Source organism: Pseudoxanthomonas sp. Root65, from assembly GCF_001427635.1.
Classification (GTDB): domain Bacteria; phylum Pseudomonadota; class Gammaproteobacteria; order Xanthomonadales; family Xanthomonadaceae; genus Pseudoxanthomonas_A.
On record NZ_LMHA01000001.1, the window covers coordinates 774,783 to 797,206 of the forward strand.

19 protein-coding genes are annotated in these 22,424 nt (G+C 68.2%); 3 read left to right on the forward strand and 16 right to left on the reverse strand.

The window, feature by feature from the left end:
* Positions 1 to 106: 106 nt before the first annotated feature.
* Positions 107 to 1,153 carry a rod shape-determining protein gene (locus ASD77_RS03475; RefSeq protein WP_055937350.1) on the reverse strand — a complete coding sequence of 349 codons (1,047 nt, stop codon included), beginning with the start codon at positions 1,151 to 1,153 and terminating at the stop codon, positions 107 to 109.
* 314 nt (positions 1,154 to 1,467) lie between these two features.
* Here ASD77_RS03475 and ASD77_RS03480 point away from each other — a divergent pair, with 314 nt between their 5' ends.
* Together ASD77_RS03480 and ASD77_RS03485 are read left to right on the forward strand one after the other, a co-directional pair.
* A complete protein-coding gene (locus ASD77_RS03480; protein WP_055937353.1) occupies positions 1,468 to 2,400 on the forward strand; it encodes a carbohydrate kinase family protein in 933 nt (310 codons plus the stop codon).
* 281 nt (positions 2,401 to 2,681) lie between these two features.
* Positions 2,682 to 4,127 carry a GGDEF domain-containing protein gene (locus ASD77_RS03485; protein ID WP_156383449.1) on the forward strand — a complete coding sequence of 482 codons (1,446 nt, stop codon included), beginning with the start codon at positions 2,682 to 2,684 and terminating at the stop codon, positions 4,125 to 4,127.
* A gap of 56 nt (positions 4,128 to 4,183) precedes the next feature.
* Here ASD77_RS03485 and ASD77_RS03490 read toward each other — a convergent pair whose 3' ends face one another.
* The 9 genes from ASD77_RS03490 to ASD77_RS03530 all read right to left on the reverse strand — a co-directional run bounded on the left by ASD77_RS03490 (position 4,184) and on the right by ASD77_RS03530 (position 16,471).
* A complete protein-coding gene (locus ASD77_RS03490; RefSeq protein WP_055937356.1) occupies positions 4,184 to 4,849 on the reverse strand; it encodes an HAD family hydrolase in 666 nt (221 codons plus the stop codon).
* Positions 4,840 to 5,577, reverse strand: coding sequence for a hypothetical protein (locus tag ASD77_RS03495; protein WP_055937359.1), 738 nt, complete (start codon positions 5,575 to 5,577; stop codon positions 4,840 to 4,842). The genes ASD77_RS03490 and ASD77_RS03495 overlap by 10 nt, the downstream gene beginning before the upstream one ends.
* Positions 5,578 to 5,579: 2 nt before the next feature.
* Positions 5,580 to 6,560, reverse strand: coding sequence for an alpha/beta hydrolase (locus ASD77_RS03500; protein ID WP_055937362.1), 981 nt, complete (start codon positions 6,558 to 6,560; stop codon positions 5,580 to 5,582).
* A gap of 3 nt (positions 6,561 to 6,563) precedes the next feature.
* Positions 6,564 to 8,477: a M1 family metallopeptidase gene (locus tag ASD77_RS03505; RefSeq protein WP_055937366.1), complete on the reverse strand. Its 1,914-nt coding sequence runs from the start codon at positions 8,475 to 8,477 to the stop codon at positions 6,564 to 6,566.
* A gap of 64 nt (positions 8,478 to 8,541) precedes the next feature.
* Positions 8,542 to 9,303: a bifunctional demethylmenaquinone methyltransferase/2-methoxy-6-polyprenyl-1,4-benzoquinol methylase UbiE gene (ubiE, locus tag ASD77_RS03510; RefSeq protein ID WP_055937368.1), complete on the reverse strand. Its 762-nt coding sequence runs from the start codon at positions 9,301 to 9,303 to the stop codon at positions 8,542 to 8,544.
* Between the two features lie 45 nt (positions 9,304 to 9,348).
* Positions 9,349 to 10,962 (reverse strand): hypothetical protein, encoded by a 1,614-nt coding sequence (locus ASD77_RS03515; RefSeq protein WP_156383450.1) that lies wholly within the window; start codon positions 10,960 to 10,962, stop codon positions 9,349 to 9,351.
* 10 nt (positions 10,963 to 10,972) lie between these two features.
* Positions 10,973 to 12,613 carry a hypothetical protein gene (locus ASD77_RS03520; RefSeq protein ID WP_055937374.1) on the reverse strand — a complete coding sequence of 547 codons (1,641 nt, stop codon included), beginning with the start codon at positions 12,611 to 12,613 and terminating at the stop codon, positions 10,973 to 10,975.
* A 295-nt stretch (positions 12,614 to 12,908) separates the two neighbouring features.
* Entirely contained in the window at positions 12,909 to 14,486 is a 1,578-nt protein-coding gene (locus ASD77_RS03525; protein WP_156383451.1) for a hypothetical protein, read from the reverse strand.
* Between the two features lie 350 nt (positions 14,487 to 14,836).
* Positions 14,837 to 16,471 (reverse strand): hypothetical protein, encoded by a 1,635-nt coding sequence (locus tag ASD77_RS03530; protein WP_156383452.1) that lies wholly within the window; start codon positions 16,469 to 16,471, stop codon positions 14,837 to 14,839.
* Positions 16,472 to 16,613: 142 nt separating this feature from the next.
* Between ASD77_RS03530 and ASD77_RS03535 the strand changes: the two genes are divergently transcribed.
* Positions 16,614 to 17,069, forward strand: coding sequence for a nucleoside deaminase (locus ASD77_RS03535; protein ID WP_055940989.1), 456 nt, complete (start codon positions 16,614 to 16,616; stop codon positions 17,067 to 17,069).
* Positions 17,070 to 17,084: 15 nt separating this feature from the next.
* Here ASD77_RS03535 and ASD77_RS03540 read toward each other — a convergent pair whose 3' ends face one another.
* From ASD77_RS03540 to dapF, 6 genes are all read right to left on the reverse strand, one after another.
* On the reverse strand, positions 17,085 to 17,423 hold the full coding sequence (locus tag ASD77_RS03540) for a zinc ribbon domain-containing protein YjdM (protein ID WP_055937385.1): 339 nt from the start codon (positions 17,421 to 17,423) through the stop codon (positions 17,085 to 17,087).
* Between the two features lie 278 nt (positions 17,424 to 17,701).
* On the reverse strand, positions 17,702 to 19,096 hold the full coding sequence (gene hslU, locus ASD77_RS03545; protein WP_055937388.1) for an ATP-dependent protease ATPase subunit HslU: 1,395 nt from the start codon (positions 19,094 to 19,096) through the stop codon (positions 17,702 to 17,704).
* A 115-nt stretch (positions 19,097 to 19,211) separates the two neighbouring features.
* Entirely contained in the window at positions 19,212 to 19,763 is a 552-nt protein-coding gene (hslV, locus tag ASD77_RS03550) for an ATP-dependent protease subunit HslV (RefSeq protein ID WP_055937391.1), read from the reverse strand.
* Positions 19,764 to 19,903: 140 nt separating this feature from the next.
* Positions 19,904 to 20,788, reverse strand: coding sequence for a tyrosine recombinase XerC (gene xerC / locus ASD77_RS03555; protein ID WP_055937394.1), 885 nt, complete (start codon positions 20,786 to 20,788; stop codon positions 19,904 to 19,906).
* Between the two features lie 130 nt (positions 20,789 to 20,918).
* Positions 20,919 to 21,593, reverse strand: coding sequence for a DUF484 family protein (locus ASD77_RS03560; RefSeq protein WP_055940992.1), 675 nt, complete (start codon positions 21,591 to 21,593; stop codon positions 20,919 to 20,921).
* Positions 21,590 to 22,420, reverse strand: a complete 831-nt coding sequence (gene dapF / locus ASD77_RS03565) for a diaminopimelate epimerase (protein WP_235578464.1) — start codon at positions 22,418 to 22,420, stop codon at positions 21,590 to 21,592. The genes ASD77_RS03560 and dapF overlap by 4 nt, the downstream gene beginning before the upstream one ends.
* Between the last annotated feature and the right edge of the window lie 4 nt (positions 22,421 to 22,424).

The window sequence follows — 22,424 nt, forward strand, 5'->3', positions numbered from 1 at the left end:
CGAGGGGAGAGAAACGAGGAGTGAGAAGTGAGGAGTGCAGCGCAGGCCAGGGCGGGTGAGTAGCTTCCACTCACTTCTCACTCCTCGCCACTCGTTCCTGCCTTCCTCATTCCGGCGCGAAGAACTCGTTGCCGTGCATGTCGACCAGTTCCAGCGCGCGGCCGCCGCCGCGGGCCACGCAGGTCAGCGGGTCGTCGGCGACCTGCACGTGCAGGCCGGTCTCCTCGCTGATCAGACGGTCCAGGTCGCGCAGCAGGGCGCCGCCGCCGGTCAGCACGATGCCGCGCTCGGCGACGTCGGCGCACAGTTCCGGCGGGGTCTGCTCCAGTGCCAGCTTGACCGCGCTGACGATGCCGGACAGCGGCTCGTGCAGGGCTTCCAGCACCTCGTTGGAGTTGATCTTGATCATCTTCGGCACGCCCTCGGCCAGGTTGCGGCCGGAGATCTCCATCTCCTGCACCTCGGCCTGCGGGTAGGCGCAGCCGATCTCCAGCTTGATGCGCTCGGCGGTCGCCTCGCCGATCAGCATGCCGTGGTTGCGGCGCACGTAGTTGGTGATGAACTCGTCGAAGCGGTCGCCGCCGATGCGGACCGACTGCGAGTAGACGATGCCGTTCAGCGAGATCACCGCCACCTCGGTGGTGCCGCCGCCGATGTCGATGACCATCGAACCGCGCGCCTCGGTCACCGGCATGCCGGCGCCGATCGCCGCGGCCATCGGCTCCTCGATCAGGTAGACGTCGCGGGCGCCGGCTTCTTCGGCCGACTCCTTGATGGCGCGGCGCTCCACCTGGGTGCTGCCGGCCGGCACGCACACCAGCACGCGCGGGCTGGGGCGCAGGAAACGCGACTTGTGCACCTTCTTGATGAAGTACTTCAGCATCGCCTCGGTGTAGGTGAAGTCGGCGATCACGCCGTCCTTCATCGGGCGGATGGTGGTGATGTGGCCCGGCGTGCGGCCCAGCATCTGCTTGGCCTCCGCGCCGACCGCCGCGACCGAACGCGAGCCGCCGATGGCACGGTCCTGGCGCACCGCCACGACCGAAGGCTCGTTCAGCACGATCCCCTGCCCGCGCACGTAGATCAGGGTATTGGCCGTGCCCAGATCGATGGACAGGTCATTGGAGAACATGCCGCGGAGCTTCTTGAACATCGGGGGACGGGTTCCTGCTGGGGGCGGATCGCCTTGACGTGGCGATTTTTTGGGCAAAAAAGAAGTCAGCTAGCCTAACAATCCGGCATGGTGCGGGCAAGGAAAAATCTCGTGAATCCCCGGGGAAAACCGCGCTTCGCGGCATGCGTCCGCATGCATGCCCCGGGCGCTCCCGCCGCCGGCATCGCCGGACCAAGGCTGGTCGGCACCGGTCCCAGCCGGTAACCTTCGCACCGGCGCGCCGGGAATGGGGCGCACGTCCCGCTTTTCCTGCGGCCCGGGACGGCCGCACCCGCTTCCAGCCGAGCCTGCCGATGTCCGCACTGATCTGTGGTTCCCTTGCCTACGACACCATCATGGTGTTCCCGGACCAGTTCAAGAACCACATCCTGCCGGACAAGGTGCACATCCTGAACGTGTCGTTCCTGGTGCCGCGCATGCGCCGCGAGTTCGGCGGCTGCGCCGGCAACATCGCCTACAACCTCAAGCTGCTGGGCGGCGATCCGATCCCGATGGCGACGGTGGGCCAGGACTTCGGCCCGTACCGCGAGCATTTCGTCGAGCAGGGCATCAACCTGTCGCAGGTCAAGGTGATCGACGAACTGTTCACCCCGCAGGCCTTCATCACCACCGACCACGACAACAACCAGATCACCGCGTTCCATCCGGGCGCGATGATGCGCAGCTACGAGAACCACGTGAAGGACGTGCCGGGCGTGAGCTTCGGCATCGTCAGCCCGGACGGGCGCGAGGGCATGATCCAGAACGCGGCCGAGTTCGCCGCGGCCGGCATCCCCTTCATCTTCGATCCCGGCCAGGCCATGCCGCTGTTCAACGGCGAGGAACTGCGCCACTTCATCGAACTGACCGACTACGTGACCGTCAACGATTACGAGTCCAACCTGCTGCAGGAGCGCACCGGCTGGAGCGAGGCCGACATCGTCAAGCGGGTGAAGGCCTACATCACCACGCGCGGCCCGCACGGCTCGCAGATCCACACGCCCGACAAGACCTACGACATCCCGCCGGCGCACGAGCGCCGCGTGACCGATCCGACCGGCTGCGGCGACGCCTTCCGCGCCGGCCTGATCTACGGCATCGAGAAGGGCTACGACTGGCTGACCATCGGCCGCATGGGCAACCTGATGGGCGCGCTGAAGGTCGAGCATCCGGGCACGCAGAACCAGCGCTTCGATTTCGACGAATTCAACGAACAGTTCAAGCAGCAGTTCGGTTACGCGCTGTAACGAAGGAAGCCTGCGGAGCGGCGGCACCGCCTGCCGTGGCGACGGCGCGCGTGCATCAGGCGCGCCCCTGCTTCTTTTCGGCGCGTGCTGCGACGTCGGCATGCGCCCCGCTCACGCACCTCCGGCGAGGCGCCAATAAATGTGACTCAATCTGCCGGGGTGCGCCTCTTCCGGCCGCCACGCGATGATCGCCACGCGGGCCTCTTTGTGACGTAAGGTTAGGGCCGGGAGAGCGGCCTGGGGCGCGCTGGCCCGCGCAGTCGGCAACGGGCAGGAGCAGCATGGTCGCGCAGCATCGGCAACCTTCTTCGCAGGACATCCCGGCCCCTGCCTCCGCCGTTGTGACGCTCCGCCAGCTCGCCTTGCAGGCCCTGCTGGTCGTGACCGTCGTCTTCGCCGCCAGTGGACTGGGCATCCTGACCCGGCCCGAGCACCAGTTGGCCGCGTTCTGGCCCACCAATGCGCTGCTGCTGGGCCTGTTCGCCCGGCACCCGGCCCTCGCCTCGCCGGCCGGCTGGGCCGCCGCCGCGCTGGGCTATGTCGCGGCCGACCTGCTGACCGGCAGCTCGCTGCTCACCACGCTGCGGCTGACCACCGCCAATCTGGCCGGCGTGGCGGCGGGCTTCCTGGTGTTCCGCCGCGTGCGCCACGAGGACCGGCAGCTGCAGCATCCGCTGTCGATGCTGTCGGTGCTGGCGGTGTCCGCCGCGGCGGCGCTGGCGGCCGGACTGGCGGGCAGCCTGACCTCGTCGATGAAGCTCGGCTTCCTGGCCACCAGCGGCTTCTGGTTCTCGGCCGAACTGGTCTGCTACGTCGCCATCCTGCCGGTGGTGTTGCTGGCGCCGGCGCCGGCCACGCTGAGGCATGCGCTGCGCGAACGCCTGGTGCGGGTGCGGCGACGCCCGCTGACCGTGATGCCGCTGCTGGCGCTGCTGCTGACGATCCTGCTGGGCGTGGCGATCGGCGGACCGGGCGCCATCGCCTTCCCGGTCCCCGCGCTGCTGTGGTGCGCACTGGCCTACCGCCTGTTCACCACCGCCCTGGTCACCCTGCTGCTGTGCGTCTGGACGCTGATGGCGATCGCCACCGGCGTGATCGACCTGCAGCTGCAGGCCAACGGCCCGCTGCCGGTGATCTCGCTGCGCATGGGCATGGCACTGCTGGCGGTGGCGCCGCTGACCGTGGCCAGCGTCAATGCGGCGCGCAACCGCCTGCTGGCCACGCTCAACCACGCCGCCGACCACGACGCCCTGACCGGCACGCTGAACCGCAGTGCCTTCCTGCGCCGCGGTCGCGAACTGGCCGAGCATGCGCAACGCACGGGCGGCACGGTGGTCGCGATGATGCTCGACATCGACCACTTCAAGTCGGTCAACGACCGGCATGGCCATGCCGCCGGCGATGCCGTGCTGGTGACGTTCGCCACCCGCATGCGCGAGCACCTGCGCGAGGACGGGCTGTTCGGACGGTTCGGCGGCGAGGAGTTCGCGGTGCTGTTGCCCGGGCTGGACGCCGACGCGGCGATGCGCGTCGCCGAGCGGCTGCGCCACCTGGCCAGCGAGCCGATCACGCTCGACGATGGCCGCACGCTCGACATCACCGTCAGCGTGGGCGTGGCGGCATCACCCGCATCGATGCACGCGGATGCGCTGGAGAAGCTGCTCAGCCAGGCGGACGTGGCGCTCTATCGCGCCAAGGCGATGGGACGGAACCGGGTGGTCGCGTAGCGGGCAACCGCTTCACGCCCGCAGCGCATCGGGTTGCCCGATGCCCACCGCAAGCCTCAGTCCACACGGTCGCGTCGACTGCGCGGCGCAGACGCGGCATCGAGCTCGGCCAGGACCGCCGCGCAGTCGGCCAGGCACCACGTGGCCTGTGCGGACCAGGCATCATCGTGGCCGTTGACCCGCAGAGTGTGCGTGCCGGCGGCGTGGCCGCATTCGATGTCGAAGCGGTAGTCGCCGACCATCACCATCTGCGCCGGCGACACGTTCCAGCGACCCGCGAGGTAATGCAGACCGTCCGGTGCCGGCTTGGGCGCCGCCTCGTCGCGCCCGATGATGTCGGCGTGGTCGAACACGTCTCCCAGACCGATGGCGGCCAGCGCCACTGTCGCCAGTACGCGTGCATTGCGGGTGAGAATGCCCAGCCGACATCCGCGCCCGTGCAGTGCGCGCACCAGTGCCACGGCACCCACCGCTGGCGTGGCGGCTTCGGCCAGTGTCCGTTCGTGCCGCATCAGCCAGTCGTGCTTCTGCCGCGCCTCGTCCGCCGGCAACGCAGCGAGGTGGCCCAGGATGTCGGCGTCCGTCGGGATGTCCAGCGCGCGCCGGATCAGCGCGAAGTCGTGCACCGGCACCGTCAGCGTGCCGTCCAGGTCGAACACCCAGTGCCGCAGGTCCGCCAGCGCCGGCAGCGCAGTGGCGACCGATCCGGGCGTCAGTCCCATCCCGGCATCTGGCTGCCGTCCAGCCCGCCGACCTCGAACACGGCCGTGCGGGGGCTGCCGTCCTTCACCAGGAACTCGACTTCCAGCACCTTCGTCTTGCGGACCAGCCGCCACAGGGCCTTTTCGTCGTCGATGAACATCGCGGTGGCTTCGTCCGTGTCCGGGCGGTTGGCCGACATGCGCTTCGGTGCGGTGCCGTCGGCCACCAGAGTCACCTGGCAGCGGCTGTAGCAGGCCTTGGCGAAGTCGCTGGCCTGCAGCACCAGGTAGCTGCTGCGCTTCCACTTTGGATGGTCGCGGAAGACCAACTGCACCGGCTTGGCGCCGCTGCCGTCCACGTCCACCGGTTCCTTGCTGTAGATCATCGCCGAGCGTTGCGTACCGCCGTCGGCCGGCACCTGCGCATAGGCCCACAGCGCTTCCATCCGCCGCTGCTCGCGAGCGGTCTCGGCCTTGCCTTTCACCTCGTCCAGCGACGGACCGATGCGCGTCGCGGCCGTGCTCTGCGGGTACTGGTCCACCAGGGCGATGCCATGGATGCGCGCCATGTCCCAGTCGTTGGAGGCCACCGCGCTGTCGTACTTCTTCGCCAGCTCATCGGCCTGCTGCTCGATGGCGGCGGCCTGCGCCGCGGCGGCGGCGGCGCGTTCGGCTTCGCGGTCGCCGCAGGCGGACACGGCCAGCGCGCACGCCAGCGCCAGTCCGAAGGAATGCGTTGCGTTCTTCATCGTCATCGGGGTTTTCCTTGCTGGATCAACAGGGCGACCGCAGCCGCCACGTCGTCGGGTTTTTCCATGATGGACATATGGCCGCAGCCGTCCAGTGAAACCTGCAGCGCCTGCGGCATCTTCTGCGCGTAGAGCGCCATCGCGCTGGGATCGATCACACGGTCCTGCCGGCACCACAGCAGCAGCGCCGGCTGGCGGATCGCCGCGGCCCGCTCGCCGGGCAGAAAGCGCTCCTCGCTGCGGCCGATACGGTCCAGCACATGCTGCTCGAACGGCGCCTGCGCGATGCGCCAGTCGATCACCGCTTTCGATGCCGGCCAGGGAATCGCGGGCTGCGCGGCGCGGTCATGGAAAACGATGTCGAGATAGCGCTGCAGCGATGCGGCGTCGTACACGCCGAACGGATTGCGGCCGGCCAGCACCTCCAGGCCGAAGGCGTTGTCGGCGAACCGCACGCCCGCCGCATCGACCAGGGCCACGCGCGCGACCAGGTCCGGATGCTCCGCCGCCGTGAGCGCGACGATCCCGCCGCCCATCGAATGCCCCAGCAGTACGACCGGACTGCGATCGCGCCGGACCGCGCGCAGGAAATCCGCCAGCCGCGCGGCCTGCGCCTTGAAGCCGTAGTCCCCACCCGCGATGCGCTGGCTTTCGCCCCAGCCCGGCAGGTCGGGGATCACCAGCCGGTAGCGGCCGCGCAACCGTTCGGCCAGCGGATACCAGTTTTCCTTGCCGCCGGTGAAGCCGTGCACCATCACGACGGTCGGTGCAGCGGGATCAGCCGACTCGCTTTCGTCGTAGACCCAGCGATGGTCGCCCACCACGACGTGCCGTTCCGACAGGCCGATCCACCAACCCTGCAGCGCAAAGCCGTTGCGCAGCGGCGCCATCGGATCGCGCCAGATCCCGACCGCCACCCCCGCGCAAACAAGAACGGCCGCCACCAGGGCGACCGTCCGTGTGCGGGTCAGGCGAACGGCCATGCCTTACGGCGCCGCCGGCGCCTTCGCCAGCACGGCTTCGACCGAGCCGGTGGTGATCGGGTGGTAGCCCGGCTTGGCGCGTTCGAAGCTCTCCTTCGCCAGCGCCAGACCTTCCGGCGTCTTCACCAGTTCCTCGTAGATCGGCATGATCAGCTTGCGGCGGCCGACGCGCTCGATGAACTTCGCGATTTCCGGTTGCGCATCGACATATCCGCTGCGGATCGCCAGCGGATACCAGCGCATCGCGATCTCGCCATTGGCGGTGCCGGTGAAGCGGTAGGCCTCGTCGAGCTGCTTCAGCTGCTCGACGGTCAGCGTGTCGCCCATGCCTTCGAGGAAATGCACCCACTGCTGGGTCACCCACGCATCGGTCAGCTGCTTGTTCGGCAGCTGGCCGCTGCCCTGCCAGGCAATGCGCGCGGTGTCGGTATTGGAGAAGCCGCGCGACTGCACCTGCGGCGCGTTGGCGGGGATGCCCGCACCGTAGACCCAGGCCTGGACCTCGGCGTCGCTGACCAGGTTGGGATGCTTGTCGAACAGGTGCTTCTTGGCGTAGTCGAGGAACTGTTCGGTGGTGATGCTCTGGAAGGCGAAGTGGTCGAAGTAGCCGCGCAGGAAGGCGTCGAACTCCTGCCGGCCGAAGCGCTCTTCCAGGAACTGCAGGAACCACGCGCCCTTGTCGTACGACACCGCACTCAACGCATCGTCGGCGTCCAGCTGCGTGCCCGGCTTGACCGCCAGCGACTGGGTCGCCTCCGGCATGCTGCCGATCTCCTTCTTCAGGCTGTTGCGGGCGATCGCATACTCCATGCTCGCCTGCTCCTTGCCGTACAGCGCCTCGACGATGCGGTTCTCCACGTAGCTGGTGAAGCCCTCGTTCAACCAGCCGTGCTTGGCGCTGGAGAACGTCACCAGGTTGCCCGACCAGCTGTGCGCCAGCTCATGCGCGATCAGCGAGACCAGCGTCTTGTCGCCGACGATCACCGTGGGCGTGATGAAGCTCAGGCGCGGGTTCTCCATGCCGCCGTACGGGAACGACGGCGGCAGCACCAGCATGTCGTAGCGGTCCCAACGGTAGGGGCCGTACAGCTGCTCGGTGGCGACGATCATCTTCTCGGTGTCTTCGAATTCCTTGGTGGCCTTGTCGACCATCGCCGGCTCGGCCCACACGCCGCTGCGCGCGGAGATCGGCTTGAACACCAGGTCGCCCGCGGCGATCGCCATCAGGTACGAGGGGATCTTCTGCGGCATCTTGAACGTGTAGTCGCCGTCGCGCGCGGCGGCCGGATCGTTGTCGGCGCTCATCAGCACCATCACGTCCGGACGCGAGGTCACGTGCGCGCTGTAGGTGTAGCGCACCTGCGGCGTGTCCTGCAGCGGCACCCAGCTGCGCGCGTGGATCTGCTGCGACTGGCTGAACATGAAGGGCAGCTGCTTGCCTTCGGTCATTTCCGGCGTCAGCCACTGCAGGCCGGAGGCCTCGGGCGAGCTGGTGTAGGTGACCTTGACCTTGGCGTTGCGCGCCGGGGTCTCGATGGTCAGCTTGCTGCCCAGCACCGCGTCTTTCGGCGCGAGGGCGTACTGCAGCGGCGCCCAGGCGCCGTTGGCCTCGCCCTCCACCTTGGCGATGGTCAGGTCGCGCGTATCCAGCACCAGCTGGGTGGCGGTCTTGTCCTTCCAGTCCAGCGTGTAGGTCGCGGTGCCGCCGATGGTCTTCGCGTCGAAGTCGACGGCGATGTCCAGCGCCAGGTCGTCGATGGCGACCTTCTGCGGCTCGGCATAGGAATGTTCGTCGCGGTCGACGGGCGCCTGGACGGCAGGCTTGGGGGTGGCGGCCACGGGGGCGGGTTCGGGTTCCTTGGAACAACCGGCCGCCAGTACGGCGGCACAGGACAACAGCAAAGCCAGAGAACGCATCAGGGGACTTCCAGCGCTACAGGGGAAGGGCCCAGTTTACCGCGCCGGGGCGCGGCCGCCCGGTTCAGACCTTGTAGCCGGTATGGATGGCCACGATGCCGGCGGACAGGTTCTTGAAACTGGTCCGGGCGAAGCCGGCTGCGTCCATCATCCCCTGCAGTTCGGCCTGCGGCGGATGCTGGCGGATGCTCTCGGCCAGGTACTGGTAGCTGCCGGCGTCCTGCGCGAACAGCTGGCCCAGCTTCGGCAGGACCTTGAACGAGTGGAAGTCGTAGACCGGCTTGAACCAGTCCACGGTCACCTCCGAGAACTCCAGCACCCGCGCCTGGCCGCCGACCTTCAGCACGCGATGCATCTCGCGCAGCGCGGCTTCCTTGTCGGTGACATTGCGCAACCCGAAGGCGATGGTCACCAGGTCGAAGCTCGCATCGGGGAACGGCAGCGCCTCGGCGTTGCACTGCACGTATTCCAGGCCCTGCACCACGCCGCGGTCGGTCATGCGGTCGCGGCCGACCGACAGCATGCCGGCGTTGATGTCGCCCAGCACGATCTGGCCCGTCTCGCCCACGCGCTCCTTCAGCAACGCGGCGATATCGCCGGTGCCGCCGGCCAAGTCCAGCACGCGGTCGCCGCGCTTCACCTGGCAGGTGCTGACGAAGTAGCGCTTCCAGACCCGGTGGATGCCCAGGCTCATCAGGTCGTTCATCAGATCGTACTTGCCGGCGACCGAGGTGAAGACCTCGCCGACCAGCTTCTGCTTGTCCTTGGCGGCGACATCGCGGAAGCCGAAATGGGTGGTGCCGCGTTCGTAGGGGGATTCGCTCATGGCCGGATTATCGCACTCCCCGGCCAGCCGGTCCCGTCCCGCCGCTCAGCGCGCCTGCCGCAAGCATGGGCGCGGCCGCGCGACGCCTTTCTCCGCACTGCAGATGCGCGGCGGAAGCGCGGGCATCGGCAGGCGCAAGCGTTGCGTGGATGAGGGCGTGGCGGGCGCCGACGCCGGCAGGACGGACCGTTCGCGCGCCGGCATCGGGGCACTCATCAGGCGCGGACGCGGCCCGATGCGCACGATGAAGCCCGTACTGGTGGCCGACAGCACCTGCAGGTGATGCCGGCCATCGGGCGTACTCCACGCCTCGCCCGGCTTGAACATCGAGCCTTCGTTAGCCGCCAGGTCCGCCGCGGGCACGTCCGCATCGACGCTGCGGGCGATGCCGTAATCCTGCAGCCCGTGGATGATCACCGCGTCGCCGGCGAGCGCGGCTTCGTAGTGGCCACCGCGTCGACGTGCCTCGACGACATGGACGACCGTGCGGTAGGGATCGGGCTGGGGGACGCCTTCCAGCACGATCATCTGTACGCCGTCGGCATTGTGCAGGCCGGCCGCATCCAGGTGGATCTCGTGCACCTGCTGGTTGTCCATCGGCAGCACGCGCTTGCGCGCGGGCGACACCCAACCGAGTCGGTCGCGCTGGACCATGCTCGGGTGCTTGGGCAGCAGGCCGTACACGGGGTCGTGGGTCGCATGTCGCCACGCGTCGCTCATCACGTCCCAGGGATTGTCGTGGGTGTCGGCGTCGCCGTCGGTGTTGTCCGAGTGCGGCAATCCGTAGCCATGCCCCATCTCGTGCGCCAGTCCCGCCAGGCTGGCGAAGGCCCAGGGCGGGCTCCAGGTGGTGCGCATGCAACGGTAGACGCCATCCAGGTCGGCACAAGCACCGCCGCCCCAGGCGCGGCCATCGAGTTCCGCGTTGAACATCAGGTTGATGCCCTGCACGCCGTTGAAATCGACCTCGGCGTCGGCCCGCGCGGTGCACTCGGCGAACAGCGCGTTCAGATCGACCCGGGCCACGCCGTTGACCGTGGTGACGTAGGCGGCACGCACGCGTGGCAGCGCGTACCAGCCATGGGCGGTGCTGCCGGCCAAGTCGATCCGGCCATACGATGCTTCCGACCAGTAATGCCCGAGCTGCCCGGGCTCGGCCCCGTACTGCTGCTGGAAGAAGGCGTGCGGCTTCGGCTCGGCCACCACATCGGCGAACCGGCACATCAGCGTGACCCAGCGTGTGCTGCCCTGCACCGCTGCGGCCGCGAGCACGCGGCCGCTGACATGCCGGACGGCGTCGCGCGGGAACGGCGCGTCCACCGGCACGATGGCGTCGATCAGCCCGCCGTGGAGGCCCGTCGCATACGACACCGCCACCCGGCGATGGGCGAGTGCGTGCAGGTCACCGGCCGCGCGCCGCGACTGCGCCGTATCCAGCGGCAGGCGGATGCCCGAGCCGACGTCGAGCCAGGCCTCGAAACGCGGCGCCGGCCGCTCGCCCGCCGCTACCGGCCGTGCATCCCCCCACTGCAACTGCAGTACGCCCTGCACGATCTGCTGCGCCGCACCGCCCGCAGGCAGGGACGCCAGCACCAGCAGCATCCCCGCCAGGCGGAGGGCCGAAGGCGCGCAGCGTCTCGCGGGCGCACGGAGGGACATGGCCCATGCCTCAACGCGCCAGCACCGCGCACAGGGTGGGCAGGCGCAGCACGCGCGGCAGCACCTCGCAGGTCCGTGCGCGTGCCTGCCGCACGGACTTCGGCGCTGCCGGCGGGACCGGCGTCCTCACCGACGGCGTGGCCGCCTGCGCAGCCGACACGTTCGACCGGACCAGCACCTGCGACGGCGTACTCATCGCGCGTGGGCGCGGCCCCACGCGCACCAGAAAACCGCTGGCCGTCATCGACACCACCTCCACCCAGTGCCGCTCGTCCGGCGTCCGCCAGGTCTCGCCGGCGCGCAGCATCGAGCCTTCGTTGCTGGACAGGTCCGCCACCGGCGTGTCGGTGTCGATGCTGCGGGCGATCCCGTAGTCCTCCAGCACATGCAGGATCACCGCATCGCCGGCCAGCTTGCCGTCATAGCTGCCATGGCGGCGGCGCGCTTCGAGCACGTAAACCACGGTGCGGTACGGATCGGGCTGCGTCGACAGCGACAGCACCAGCATCTGCGTCGCGTCCGTGGCCGCGCCACCGGCCCAGGCCAGCATCACGTCGTGGGTGCTCGCGTTGTCGGCGGCAATGATCTGCTTGTTGGCCGCGCCCACCCATCCCAGCCGGTCGCGCTGCGCCATGTTCAGCTGCTTGGGCAGCAGGCCATGCGTGGCGTCGCTGACGGCGTTGCGCCATGCATCGCTCATCAGGTCCCAAGGATTGTCGTAGGTGTCGCCATCGCCGTCGGTGTTGTCCGAATGCGGCAGGCCATAGCCATGCCCCATCTCGTGCGCCAGCGGTGCGAGGTTGCTGAACGCCCACGGCGGATTCCAGGTCGCGCGCGTGCACTGGTAGCTGCCGTCCAGGGTGCCGCAGGCACCGCCGCCCCATGCGCTGCCATCGAGCTCGGTGTTGAACATCAGGTTGATGCCCTGCGCGCCGCGGAAATCCACGTCGGCATCGGCCAGTGCGGTGCAGTCGGCGAACAGCTGCGACAGGTCGGCCTTGGTGCGGCCGTTCACCACCGACAGGTACGAGGCCCGCGTGCGCGGCAGCGTGTACCAGCCATGCGCCGTGCTGCCGGCCAGGTCGATGCGGCCGTAGGAGACGTCGGACCAGTAGTGGCCCAGCTGTCCCGGCGCATCGCCGTACTGCGCCTGGAAGAACGCGCGGGATTTCTGTTCGGTCGGCACGTCGGCGAACTTGCACATCACCGTGACCCAGCGCGTGCTGCCCGTCAGCGGCGTCACGGTGCGCGCACCCACCACATCGCCGCGCGCCATCGTCCTGGCCGGCGCAAGGTCGGCCGCGACGATCGCGCTGATCTCCGGTGCCGACTGCACCGGCACCGTGGCCGCAGCCCCTGCCTTCACCCCTGCCTTCACCCGTGCCGGCGCACGGTACGCCACCGCCACGCGGCGATTGGCCAGCGCATACAGATCACCGGCAGCGCGGCGTGCCTGCGCCGCATCGAGCCGGTAGCGACGGTCCGGTCCGGCATCGAGCCATGCTTCGAAATGCGCCGCGCGCGGCGTGCCGCGTGCCGCCGGCGGCGCGTCGCCCCACCGCAACTGCAATACACCCTGCACGATCTCGTCCGCGCGCGCCTCCATCGCCGGCGTGGCCATCAACAACAGGCACGCGACGACACGCGACATGTTCGCGCGTACGGCGCGAATCGATCGGCCCGGGTACATTCCTCTCTCCGAAAACGCGCGTTGTTGCGCGACTACTTCCGACATCGCCTCGCGACGCCGAATGCGGCAAGCGGATGTGCGTTTGCGACGGGCAGTTTCGCGTTCTGGAACGCAGGTCGTCGTTCACGTGCGTCGCGCTGCGCACTCCAGCGTGACGAATACGAATGCAGTCGTGTCCTGAATTTCCGTCGCTGTCACACCCGAGTGCGACGCGGTGCGCAGATGCGGCGCCCTGCGCGCCAAGAATATGGCGCGATCAACGTTCCAGCAGGGCACACAGCGGTGCCCGCCGCAGCAACGCGGGCAATGCACCACAGGCGCGGCGATGCAGGTTGGCTGCCGAGCGGATCACGGGCGCCGGAGGAACCGAGGGCGTCGGCGCCGCCGGACGCACGCCTGGCGACGAGGAGGCCGCGACACTCGCCGGACGCACCAGCGCTGGCGCGGGCGAACTCATGGAGCGCGGCCGCGGCCCGACCCGCACCACGAAGCCCTGTTCCGTGGCCAACACGACGTCCACCCAGTGCAGTTCGTCGGGCGTGTTCCAGCGCCCGCCGACCTTCAGCATCGAACCTTCGTTGCTCGACAGCGTGGCCGCCGGCGTATCGCGATCGACGCTGTAAGCAATGCCGTAGTCTTCCAGCTTGTGGATGATCACCGCATCGCCGGCCAGCTTGGACTCGTAGGTGCCGGTGCGACGGCGCGCCTCCAGTGTATAGATCACCGTCTTGTAGGGATCGGGCTGCGACGGCAGCGCCAGCACCACCAGCTGCGTATTGGACGTCTTCAGCACGCTGCCCGCATCCAGCACGAACTCGTGCGTCTCGCGGTTGCCGGCGTCGATCACGCGCTTGCGCGACGCGGGCAACCACCCCAGGCGTTCGCGCTGGTACATGTTCGGATGCTTGGGCAACAGCCCGTAGGCGGCGTCGCTGGTGGCGTTGCGCCAGGCATCGCTCATCACGTCCCACGGATTGTCGTAGGTGTCGCCATCGCCATCGGAGTTGTTGGAATGCGGCAGTCCGTAGCCATGCCCCATTTCATGCGCCAGCGGGGCGAGATTGGCGAACGACCACGGCGGGCTCCAGGTCACGCGCGTGCACACGTAGGCACCATCGAGGGTGGTGCAGGCACCGCCACCCCAGGCATTGCCATCCAGTTCGCCGTTGAACATCAGGTTGACGCCCTGGATGCCGGCGAAGTCGACCTCGGGATCCGCCGCGTTGGCGCAGTCGGCGAACAGCTCCGACAGCTGCGCCTTCTGCTTGCCGTTGACATCGGCCAGGTAGGCCGCGCGCGGCTTCGGCAGCGTGTACCAGCCATGCGCGGAACTGCCGGCAAGATTGATCTGGCCGTAGGACACCTCGGACCAGTAGTGGCCCAACTGGCCCGGCGCATTGCCGTACTGTTCCTGGAAGAAACTGCGCGGCTTCTGCTCGGCGGTGATGTCGGCGAACTTGCACATCAGCGTGATCCAGCGCGTCGCGCCCAGCACCGGTGCGGAGGCCATGACGCGGCCATCAGCCCCCATCGCCAGCGCGCGCTGGGGCAGGCGATCGGTCGGCACGATGGCGCTGATCGACGGCAGCGCGCTGGCCGCCGACATGACCTTGGATGACGCGGCGATGTCGGCGCGCATCGCGTACGACACCGCGACGCGCCGATTGGCCAATGCGTAAAGGTCACCGGCTGCGCGCTTTGCCTGCGTCACGTCCAGCGCGACCCGCCGCCCGGGGCCCATGTCCAGCCACGCATCCAGCTGCGGTGGCGCCTGCACGCGGCCCGGCAACGCCCGCGGCGGATCCGCCCACTGCAACTGCAAAGTTCCCTGCATCACCGTCTCCGCCCTCAGCGGAAGATTCGGAAAGATGCATGCCACCACCGACATTCCCACCGCAAGGAGCACCCGCATGCCCCTGCGACGCATGTCGGCTGATCGGTACTTGACCACGCGCGACCCCATTCACGATGGACGGGTCGAAATGACGCCGTCATCGGGGGTGTCGGCTACAAATGTGAGTCCTTGAGGGCCAAGGAACGTGACAGGACACGTTTTCCACCCGGATGTTGCGAACTGGGATGCGGGTCAGGATTCGCCTGCGAACCCCATGCGTTCTACCCCCTACACCACGTCATCGCGCGATGTGGGGGACACCCGCACCGTGTAGGAAAAACCCCTACGAATCAGCGCTCGCGAAGCGCGCAGGACGCCACCTTTCCATCGCGTCGCGTACCGCATCGCGAGGGCGTCGCGCGACGCGGAGGATCGCTTGCCGTGTTCGTTGCCGAGGTGGCGGGCACGGCGATCGAAGACGACGGCGCGCTTACCGCCGCCGGCCTCACCAGCGCCGGCAGCGGACTGCTCATCACCCGCGGCGGACCGACCGTCAGCACGAAGCCGGTCGCCGTCTGCGCCTTGATCGTCACCAGGTGCGAGGCCTCGGGCGTGATCCAGCGCTCGCCCACCTTGAACATCGAACCTTCGTTGTTGGAACGGTTGGCGGGCGGCACCTCGGCGTCGATGCTGTAGGCCGTGCCCGACCGTTCCACCTTGTGGATGATCACCGCGTTGCCGGCCAGGTTGCCTTCGTAAGTGCCTTCGCGCTTGCGTGCTTCCAGTGTGTACACCACGGTCGCATACGGATCGGCCTGCGGCGACAGCGACAGCACCAGCATCTGCGCATTGGCCGAGCCGGTCAGATGCGCGTAGTCGAGGGTGATGTCGCGCGTGGCCAGGTCGCCCAGCGGCACGACCCGCTGCCTCGCCGTATCCACCCAGCTCAGGCGGTGGCGCTGGAAGATGTTGATGTGCTTGGGCCGCGTGCCATACGTGGCATCGCCCACCGCGTTGTTCCAGCTGTCGCTCATCACGTCCCACGGGTTGTCGTAGGTATCGCTGTCGCCATCGGAGTTGTCCGAATGCGGCAGCCCGTAGCCATGCCCCATCTCGTGCGCCAGCGGCGCGAGGTTGCGGAACGACCACGGCGGATTCCACGTCACCCGCTTGCACAGCCGCGCGCCGCGCACGGTGGCGCAGCTCTGTCCGCCCCAGGCGAACCCGTCGAGATCGCCGTTGAACATCATGTTGATGCCGACCGGCGCATTCAGGTCGACGGTGTCCGGCGCGGCGGAGGCGCAATCGGCGAACAGCTTGTTGAGGTCGGCCTTGTCCTTGCCGTCCACCTTGGTGACGTAGGTCGAACGGGGACTCGGCAACGTGTACCAGCCGTGCGCGGTGCTGCCGGCCAGATTGATCTTGTTGTACGACACCTCGCGCCAGTAGTGGCCCAGCTGGCCGACGCCTTCGCCGTACTGCGACTGGAAGAACGCCAGGTCCTTCTGCTCGTCCGCGGCATCGCTGAACTTGCACATCAGCGTCACCCAGCGGGTGACGCCGTTGATCGGCGCCGCCGCCATCACGCGCGCGTTGGCCGCATGCACCGGCGCCGACTGGGTGACGCGATCGGCGGGCACGATGGCCTGGATCGCGGGCGCGGACGACATCACGCGCCCCGGCGGCGCGAATGCCACCGCCACGCGACGATTGGCCAGCACATACAGATCGCCCGCCGCCAGCCTCGCCTGCGCGGGATCGAGCGGGATGCGGCTGCCGTCATCCTTCAACAGCGAGGCATTGAAACGGGGCGAAAGACGGGCTTGCCCGGCCGCCACAGGCGGCGGATCGCCCCACTCCAGTTGCAGCAAGCCCTGCTCGATGGTCTGCGCTTGCAGCGCGGTCGCGAACGACAGTCCGCAGGCCACGGCCAGCATCGCCGTGATCCGCGCACCGCGCGACATCTTGTTGAGCTTCCCTTTCACGATCCCCACTCCCCTGACCTGAACGCGCACCGCGCACCGCACTTCGCGTTCTAACGGGTATGCGGCCCGCGCGCCGTGCGTGGCATCACACTCCCCGCCTGTATGATCCTGTTCCCCCCGTACACCCTCGATGCAGGCCGCCATGAGCACTTCTCCCGATTACCGTGCCCTCCTGGAAACCGCAATCAGTGAAGCGCGGCAAGGCCTCGCCGAAGGCGGCATCCCGATCGGCGCGGCGCTGTACCACCAGGACGGGCGCCTGCTCGGCTGCGGCCACAATCGCCGCGTGCAGGAAGGCGATCCCTCCGTGCATGGCGAAACCGATGCCTTCCGCAAGGCCGGCCGCCAGCGCCGCTACCGCGACACGATCATGGTCACCACCCTGGCCCCGTGCTGGTACTGCAGCGGCCTGGTGCGCCAGTTCAACATCGGCACCGTGGTGGTCGGCGAATCGGTGACCTTCCAGGGCGGCATCGAGTGGCTGCGCGAATCCGGCGTCAACGTCATCGACCTGCAGAGCCAGGAATGCATCACCCTGCTCGGCGACTACATCCGCGCCAACCCCGACGTGTGGAACGAGGATATCGGCGAGGATTGAATCGCTGCGCCGGTCTTAGGCCTTGCGCACGAACTCCGACTTGAGCTTCATCGCGCCGATGCCGTCGATCCTGCAGTCGATGTCGTGGTCGCCGTCGACCAGACGGATGTTCTTGACCTTGGTGCCGACCTTCACCACCAGCGACGAGCCCTTGACCTTCAGGTCCTTGATGACGGTGACGGTGTCGCCGTCCTGCAGCAGGTTGCCGTTGGCGTCCTTGATGATGCGCACGTCGTCGCCGGGAGCCGGCGCATCGGCCGACCACTCATGGCCGCACTCCGGGCAGACCAGTTGGCCGCCGTCCTCGTAGCTGTACTCGGACTGGCATTGGGGACACGGCGGCAGCTTCGACATGGCGGATCGGGAAGCGGATACAGCCGCGATTGTCGCATGCGTAGCGTGCGCTGCGCGCACGACCGCGTGTTGATGGGTTCATGCGGTCGTGCGCATGGCGCACGCTACGGGACGTGCCAGCTCGGCCGTGGCGTGCGCTGCGCGCACGACTGCGTGTCGATGGGTTCATGTGGTCGTGCGCATGGCGCACGCTACGGGATGTCCCGGCCCGGTCGTAGCGTGCGCTGCGCGCACGATCACGTGTTGATGAGTTCATGCGGTCGTGCGCATGGCGCACGCTACAGGATGTAGCGGCTCAGGTCGGGGTCCTGCACCAGTTCGCCGAGATGCGCATCGACGTAGGCGCGGTCGATGACGACGCTCTGGCCGTCGCGATCGGGCGCCTCGTAGCTCAGCGTATCCAGCAGCCGTTCCAGCACGGTGTGCAGGCGGCGGGCGCCGATGTTTTCCTGGCGTTCGTTGACCAGCGCGGCGATCTCGGCGAGGCGGTCGATGGCATCGTCGGTGAAACTCAGCGCCACGCCTTCGGTCTTCATCAGCTCCACGTACTGCTTGCTCAGCGCGGCCTTCGGCTCGGTGAGGATGCGGATGAAGTCCTCCTTGCTCAGCGCGGACAGCTCCACGCGGATCGGGAAGCGGCCCTGCAGCTCGGGAATCAGGTCGCTGGGCTTGGCCAGGTGGAACGCGCCCGAGGCGATGAACAGGATGTGGTCGGTCTTCACCGTGCCGTACTTGGTCGACACGTTGCTGCCTTCGACCAGCGGCAGCAGGTCGCGCTGCACGCCTTCGCGGCTGACGTCGGCGCCGCTCATGGTGCCGCTGCGCTTGGCGACCTTGTCGATCTCGTCGATGAAGACGATGCCGTGCTGCTCGCACGATTCGATGGCGGCGGCGCGGATGTCGTCCTCGTTGACCAGCTTGGCGGCCTCTTCCTCGATCAGCTGCGGGCGCGCGGCCTTGATGGTCACGGTGCGCTTGTGGGTCTTGGCGCCGCCCAGGTTCGAGAACATCTGCCGCAGCTGCTGGCCCATCTCCTCCATGCCCGGCGGCGTCATGATGTCCACGCCGACGTTGGCGGCCAGTTCCAGTTCGATCTCGCGCTCGTCCAGGTCGCCGTTGCGCAACTGGCGGCGCAGCTTCTGCCGCGTCTCGGATTCCTTCGAGGACGGCTCGGCACCGATGTCGACGGTGGTCGTGGCGGCGCCGAAACCGAAGCCGTTGCCGCCGGCCGCCTCGCGGCGCGGCAGCAGGGCGTCGAGGATCCGTTCTTCCGCACGCTCCTCGGCCTGGGTGCGCATGCGCGCCTTGGCCTGTTCGCGGTACATCTTCACCGCCGTGTCGGCCAGGTCGCGGACGATCTGCTCGACATCCTTGCCCACGTAGCCGACCTCGGTGAAGCGCGTGGCCTCGACCTTCACGAACGGCGCGTTGGCCAGCGTCGCCAGCCGGCGCGCGATCTCGGTTTTGCCGACGCCGGTCGGGCCGATCAGCAGGATGTTCTTCGGCATCACCTCGTTGCGCAGCCCGTCATCGAGCTGCATGCGACGCCAGCGATTGCGCAGCGCGATGGCGACCGCGCGCTTGGCGGCCTGCTGGCCGACGATGTGGCGGTCGAGTTCCTGCACGATCTCGCGCGGGGTCATGGTGTGGGCGGAGGTGTCTGGTGTGGGCATTGGGGCGGGGGATAGGAGTGAGCGGAGAGGAGTGAGGAGTGAGAAGTACGCGGAGTTGGGATCGAGGCGGGACGGCGAATGCTTTCCCTCATTCCTCACTCCTCTCCGCTCACTCCTAGAGCTCCTCCACCACCACATTGCGGTTGGTGTAGATGCAGATGTCGCCGGCGATGTTCAGCGACTCCACCGCGATGGACTTCGCGTCCAGCTCGGTGTGTGCAAGCAGCGCGCGCGCGGCGGACAGCGCATAGGAGCCGCCGGAACCGATGGCGATGATGCCGTCCTCGGGCTCGATCACGTCGCCGGTGCCGCTGATGATCAGCGAGGTTTCCTTGTCGGCGACCGCGAGCAGCGCTTCGAGCTTGCCGAGGCGGCGTTCGGTGCGCCAGTCCTTCGCCAGCTCGACCGCGGCACGGGTCAGCTGGCCGTGCTTTTCCAGCTTGGCCTCGAACAGCTCGAACAGGGTGAACGCATCGGCAGCCGCGCCGGCGAAGCCCGCCAGCACCTGGCCATCGCGGCCGAGCCGGCGCACCTTGCGCGCATTGCCCTTCATCACCGTATGGCCCAGCGTCACCTGGCCATCGCCGGCAACGGCGACATGGCCGTTGCGGCGCACGGACAGGATGGTAGTGGCGTGGAAGACGTGGGGATTCTGGCTGGGGTCCATGGAGGCCTCCGGGGTGTTCCCACAGAGGTGGGGATGGGGGTAGCGAGTTCAAGAGCCAGGAGTGAGGGTAGAGGAGTGAGGAGTGAGTGACAGCAAACGCAAGGCCGCTCTGCTTTTACTCACGTCTCACTCCTCTACCCTCACTTCTCGCTCTTCCGCCTCGCCCGCGGATGCGCGGCGTCGTAGACCTTGGCCAGGTGCTGGAAGTCCAGGTGTGTGTAGATCTGCGTGGTGGCGATATCGGCGTGGCCGAGCAGTTCCTGCACGCCGCGCAGGTCGCCAGAGGATTCCAGGATGTGGCTGGCGAAACTGTGCCGCAGCATATGCGGATGCACGTGCTTGAACAGCCCCTGTCGCTGCGCGAGCTGCTTGATGCGGATCTGCACGGCGCGCTGCGAGATGGGTCCCTCGCCACGGCCGGGGAACACGAAGGCCTCGTTGCCCGACGGCCGCTCCTGCCGCCATTCCACCAATGCGTTGCGCGCATGCGAACCGACCGGCACCTTGCGCTCCTTGTTGCCCTTGCCCAGCACGGTGACCATACCGCCGGCCATGTCGAGGTCGCGCCAGCGCAGTGCGCACAGTTCGCTCAGGCGCAGGCCAGAGGAATAGAACAGCTCCAGCAGGGCGCGGTCGCGCCTGCCCAGCGGCGCATCGGTCGGCACCTCGACCAGCCTGACGGCTTCATCCGCATCCAGCACCTGCGGCAGCTTGCGCGGCGCCTTGGGTGCGCGCAGCGCCGCGGCAGGACTGGCGGCGATGCGGCCATGCTTGAGCAGCCACTGGTAGAAACTGCGGCAGGCAGACAGGCGACGCTGCAGGCTCTTCGGCGACAGGCCGCGCCGGTGCTCGCTGGCGACGAAGCCGCGCAGCTGCTCGGCCTGCACGTCCGCCGGGTCCGTGATGTGCTGGGCTTGCGCCCAGTCCGTCAACGCGGCGAGATCACGGCGATACGCATCCAGCGTATGCGCGGAGACACGGCGCTCGACCTCGAGATGGGCAAGGAAGTCGGCGACGGTATACATGTCCAGGATCCGTCATTCCGGCGAAAGCCGGAATCCATCTTGCTGTTGCCGCAGTCTCGACCTCGAACAGGCAAGGACAAGATGGATTCCGGCTTTCGCCGGAATGACGACGGGAAAGGCGAGCCTCCGCTCAACCATCGAACCGCTTCAACGCCGTCACCAGGGTGTCGCCCATCATGCGCAGGAATAGCGTGCCCATGCCGGGATAGAAGCGGTTGCCGTCACGGCTGCCGACGGCGACCAGGCCGATGCCGGGCAGCGGCAGCAACGCGGACGATGCGACTTCCTCGGCACGCGACCCGTACAGCAGCACGTGCTTTTCCGGCTGCAGGCGCCCGCAGATCGGCTCGCCGTCGCGCAGGCAGTCGCGGAACGGCGCCATGTGCGGATTGTCCGCCGGCACCACCTGCAACCACTCGCCTTCCTCCAGGCCGGCGATAGGCTGCAACAGCACGATGCTGACGCGGTCGCCGTTGAAGTCCTCGGCCAGCGAGGCCGCCATCGCACGCACGGTGTCGGCGGCGGTGCCCTGCTTCATCAACGTCAGCGCCAGCTGGTGGGTGCGCACGGCCAGGCGCTCGTTCTCCTGCGCATTGGCGAACAGGTCGCCCAGGCGCTTGGAAAGTTCGCGGTTCTTGTCGCGCAGCACTTCCAGCTGATAGCTGGCCAGCGATGCCGTCGGACCTTCGTCGCGCGGCACCACCATGCTCAGCGCCAGGTCCGGGAACTGCTTCAGGAACGTCGGATGCCGCCGCAGCCACGCCGCGACCTCGTGCGCACCCAGTTTTTCCGCTGTCTCGCTCATGCTGTCCATTCCCCTTCGAATACGAATGCCGCCGGCCCGGACATGATGACCGGCGCGTCGTCGGACGGCCAGCGGATGCGCAGTTCGCCACCGGGCAGCGCGATGGTCACGTCACGGTCCACGCGGCCGCGACGGATCAGCACGGCCGCGGCCGCACACGCACCGCTGCCGCAGGCCAGCGTCTCGCCGACACCACGCTCGTAGACACGCAGGCGCACACGGTCGCGCGCGACCACTTCGGCGAAGCCGACATTGACCGATTCCGGGAAGTGCCGCGCCCGCTGCAGCAGCGGGCCGTAATGCTGCACCGGGGCGGCATCGACGGAAGGCACTTCGATCACCGCATGCGGATTGCCCATCGACACCGCGCCGAAGCGCAGCCGGAGGCCCTCGTCCACGTCGGCGTCGTACTCGGCGCGCGGCTGATCGAAGCCCTGCAGCGGAATGCGGGCCGGCACGAACTCGGGCACGCCCATGGCGATGGCATAGCGGTCATCGCCGATGCGTTCCACCGCATGCGTGGCCAGCGGACTGTCGACCGCAAAGGTGTCGCCGTGGGCGGCGCCATCCCGCACCAGCCAGGCCGCCACGCAACGTGCACCGTTGCCGCACTGCTGCGAGGGCGAACCGTCGGAGTTCCAGATGCGGTACGCCGCGACGGCGTCGGGACTGCGCGGCGGCTCGATGGTCAGGATCTGGTCACAGCCCACGCCGCGGTGCCGGTCGGCCAGCGCCGCGGCCAGCGCGGCGTCGGGGGGCGACAGGCCATCGCGCAGGTCCAGCACGACGAAATCGTTGCCGGCCCCGTGCATCTTGGTGAAACGCATCGCC

Coding starts and splice junctions, on each gene's coding strand:
- ASD77_RS03475 (WP_055937350.1), bottom strand. CDS start 1,153: ATGTTCAAGAAGCTCCGCGGCATGTTCTCCAATGACCTGTCCATCGAT.
- ASD77_RS03480 (WP_055937353.1), top strand. CDS start 1,468: ATGTCCGCACTGATCTGTGGTTCCCTTGCCTACGACACCATCATGGTG.
- ASD77_RS03485 (WP_156383449.1), top strand. CDS start 2,682: ATGGTCGCGCAGCATCGGCAACCTTCTTCGCAGGACATCCCGGCCCCT.
- ASD77_RS03490 (WP_055937356.1), bottom strand. CDS start 4,849: ATGGGACTGACGCCCGGATCGGTCGCCACTGCGCTGCCGGCGCTGGCG.
- ASD77_RS03495 (WP_055937359.1), bottom strand. CDS start 5,577: ATGAAGAACGCAACGCATTCCTTCGGACTGGCGCTGGCGTGCGCGCTG.
- ASD77_RS03500 (WP_055937362.1), bottom strand. CDS start 6,560: ATGGCCGTTCGCCTGACCCGCACACGGACGGTCGCCCTGGTGGCGGCC.
- ASD77_RS03505 (WP_055937366.1), bottom strand. CDS start 8,477: ATGCGTTCTCTGGCTTTGCTGTTGTCCTGTGCCGCCGTACTGGCGGCC.
- ubiE (WP_055937368.1), bottom strand. CDS start 9,303: ATGAGCGAATCCCCCTACGAACGCGGCACCACCCATTTCGGCTTCCGC.
- ASD77_RS03515 (WP_156383450.1), bottom strand. CDS start 10,962: ATGTCCCTCCGTGCGCCCGCGAGACGCTGCGCGCCTTCGGCCCTCCGC.
- ASD77_RS03520 (WP_055937374.1), bottom strand. CDS start 12,613: ATGTCGCGTGTCGTCGCGTGCCTGTTGTTGATGGCCACGCCGGCGATG.
- ASD77_RS03525 (WP_156383451.1), bottom strand. CDS start 14,486: ATGCAGGGAACTTTGCAGTTGCAGTGGGCGGATCCGCCGCGGGCGTTG.
- ASD77_RS03535 (WP_055940989.1), top strand. CDS start 16,614: ATGAGCACTTCTCCCGATTACCGTGCCCTCCTGGAAACCGCAATCAGT.
- ASD77_RS03540 (WP_055937385.1), bottom strand. CDS start 17,423: ATGTCGAAGCTGCCGCCGTGTCCCCAATGCCAGTCCGAGTACAGCTAC.
- hslU (WP_055937388.1), bottom strand. CDS start 19,096: ATGCCCACACCAGACACCTCCGCCCACACCATGACCCCGCGCGAGATC.
- hslV (WP_055937391.1), bottom strand. CDS start 19,763: ATGGACCCCAGCCAGAATCCCCACGTCTTCCACGCCACTACCATCCTG.
- xerC (WP_055937394.1), bottom strand. CDS start 20,788: ATGTATACCGTCGCCGACTTCCTTGCCCATCTCGAGGTCGAGCGCCGT.
- ASD77_RS03560 (WP_055940992.1), bottom strand. CDS start 21,593: ATGAGCGAGACAGCGGAAAAACTGGGTGCGCACGAGGTCGCGGCGTGG.
- dapF (WP_235578464.1), bottom strand. CDS start 22,420: ATGCGTTTCACCAAGATGCACGGGGCCGGCAACGATTTCGTCGTGCTG.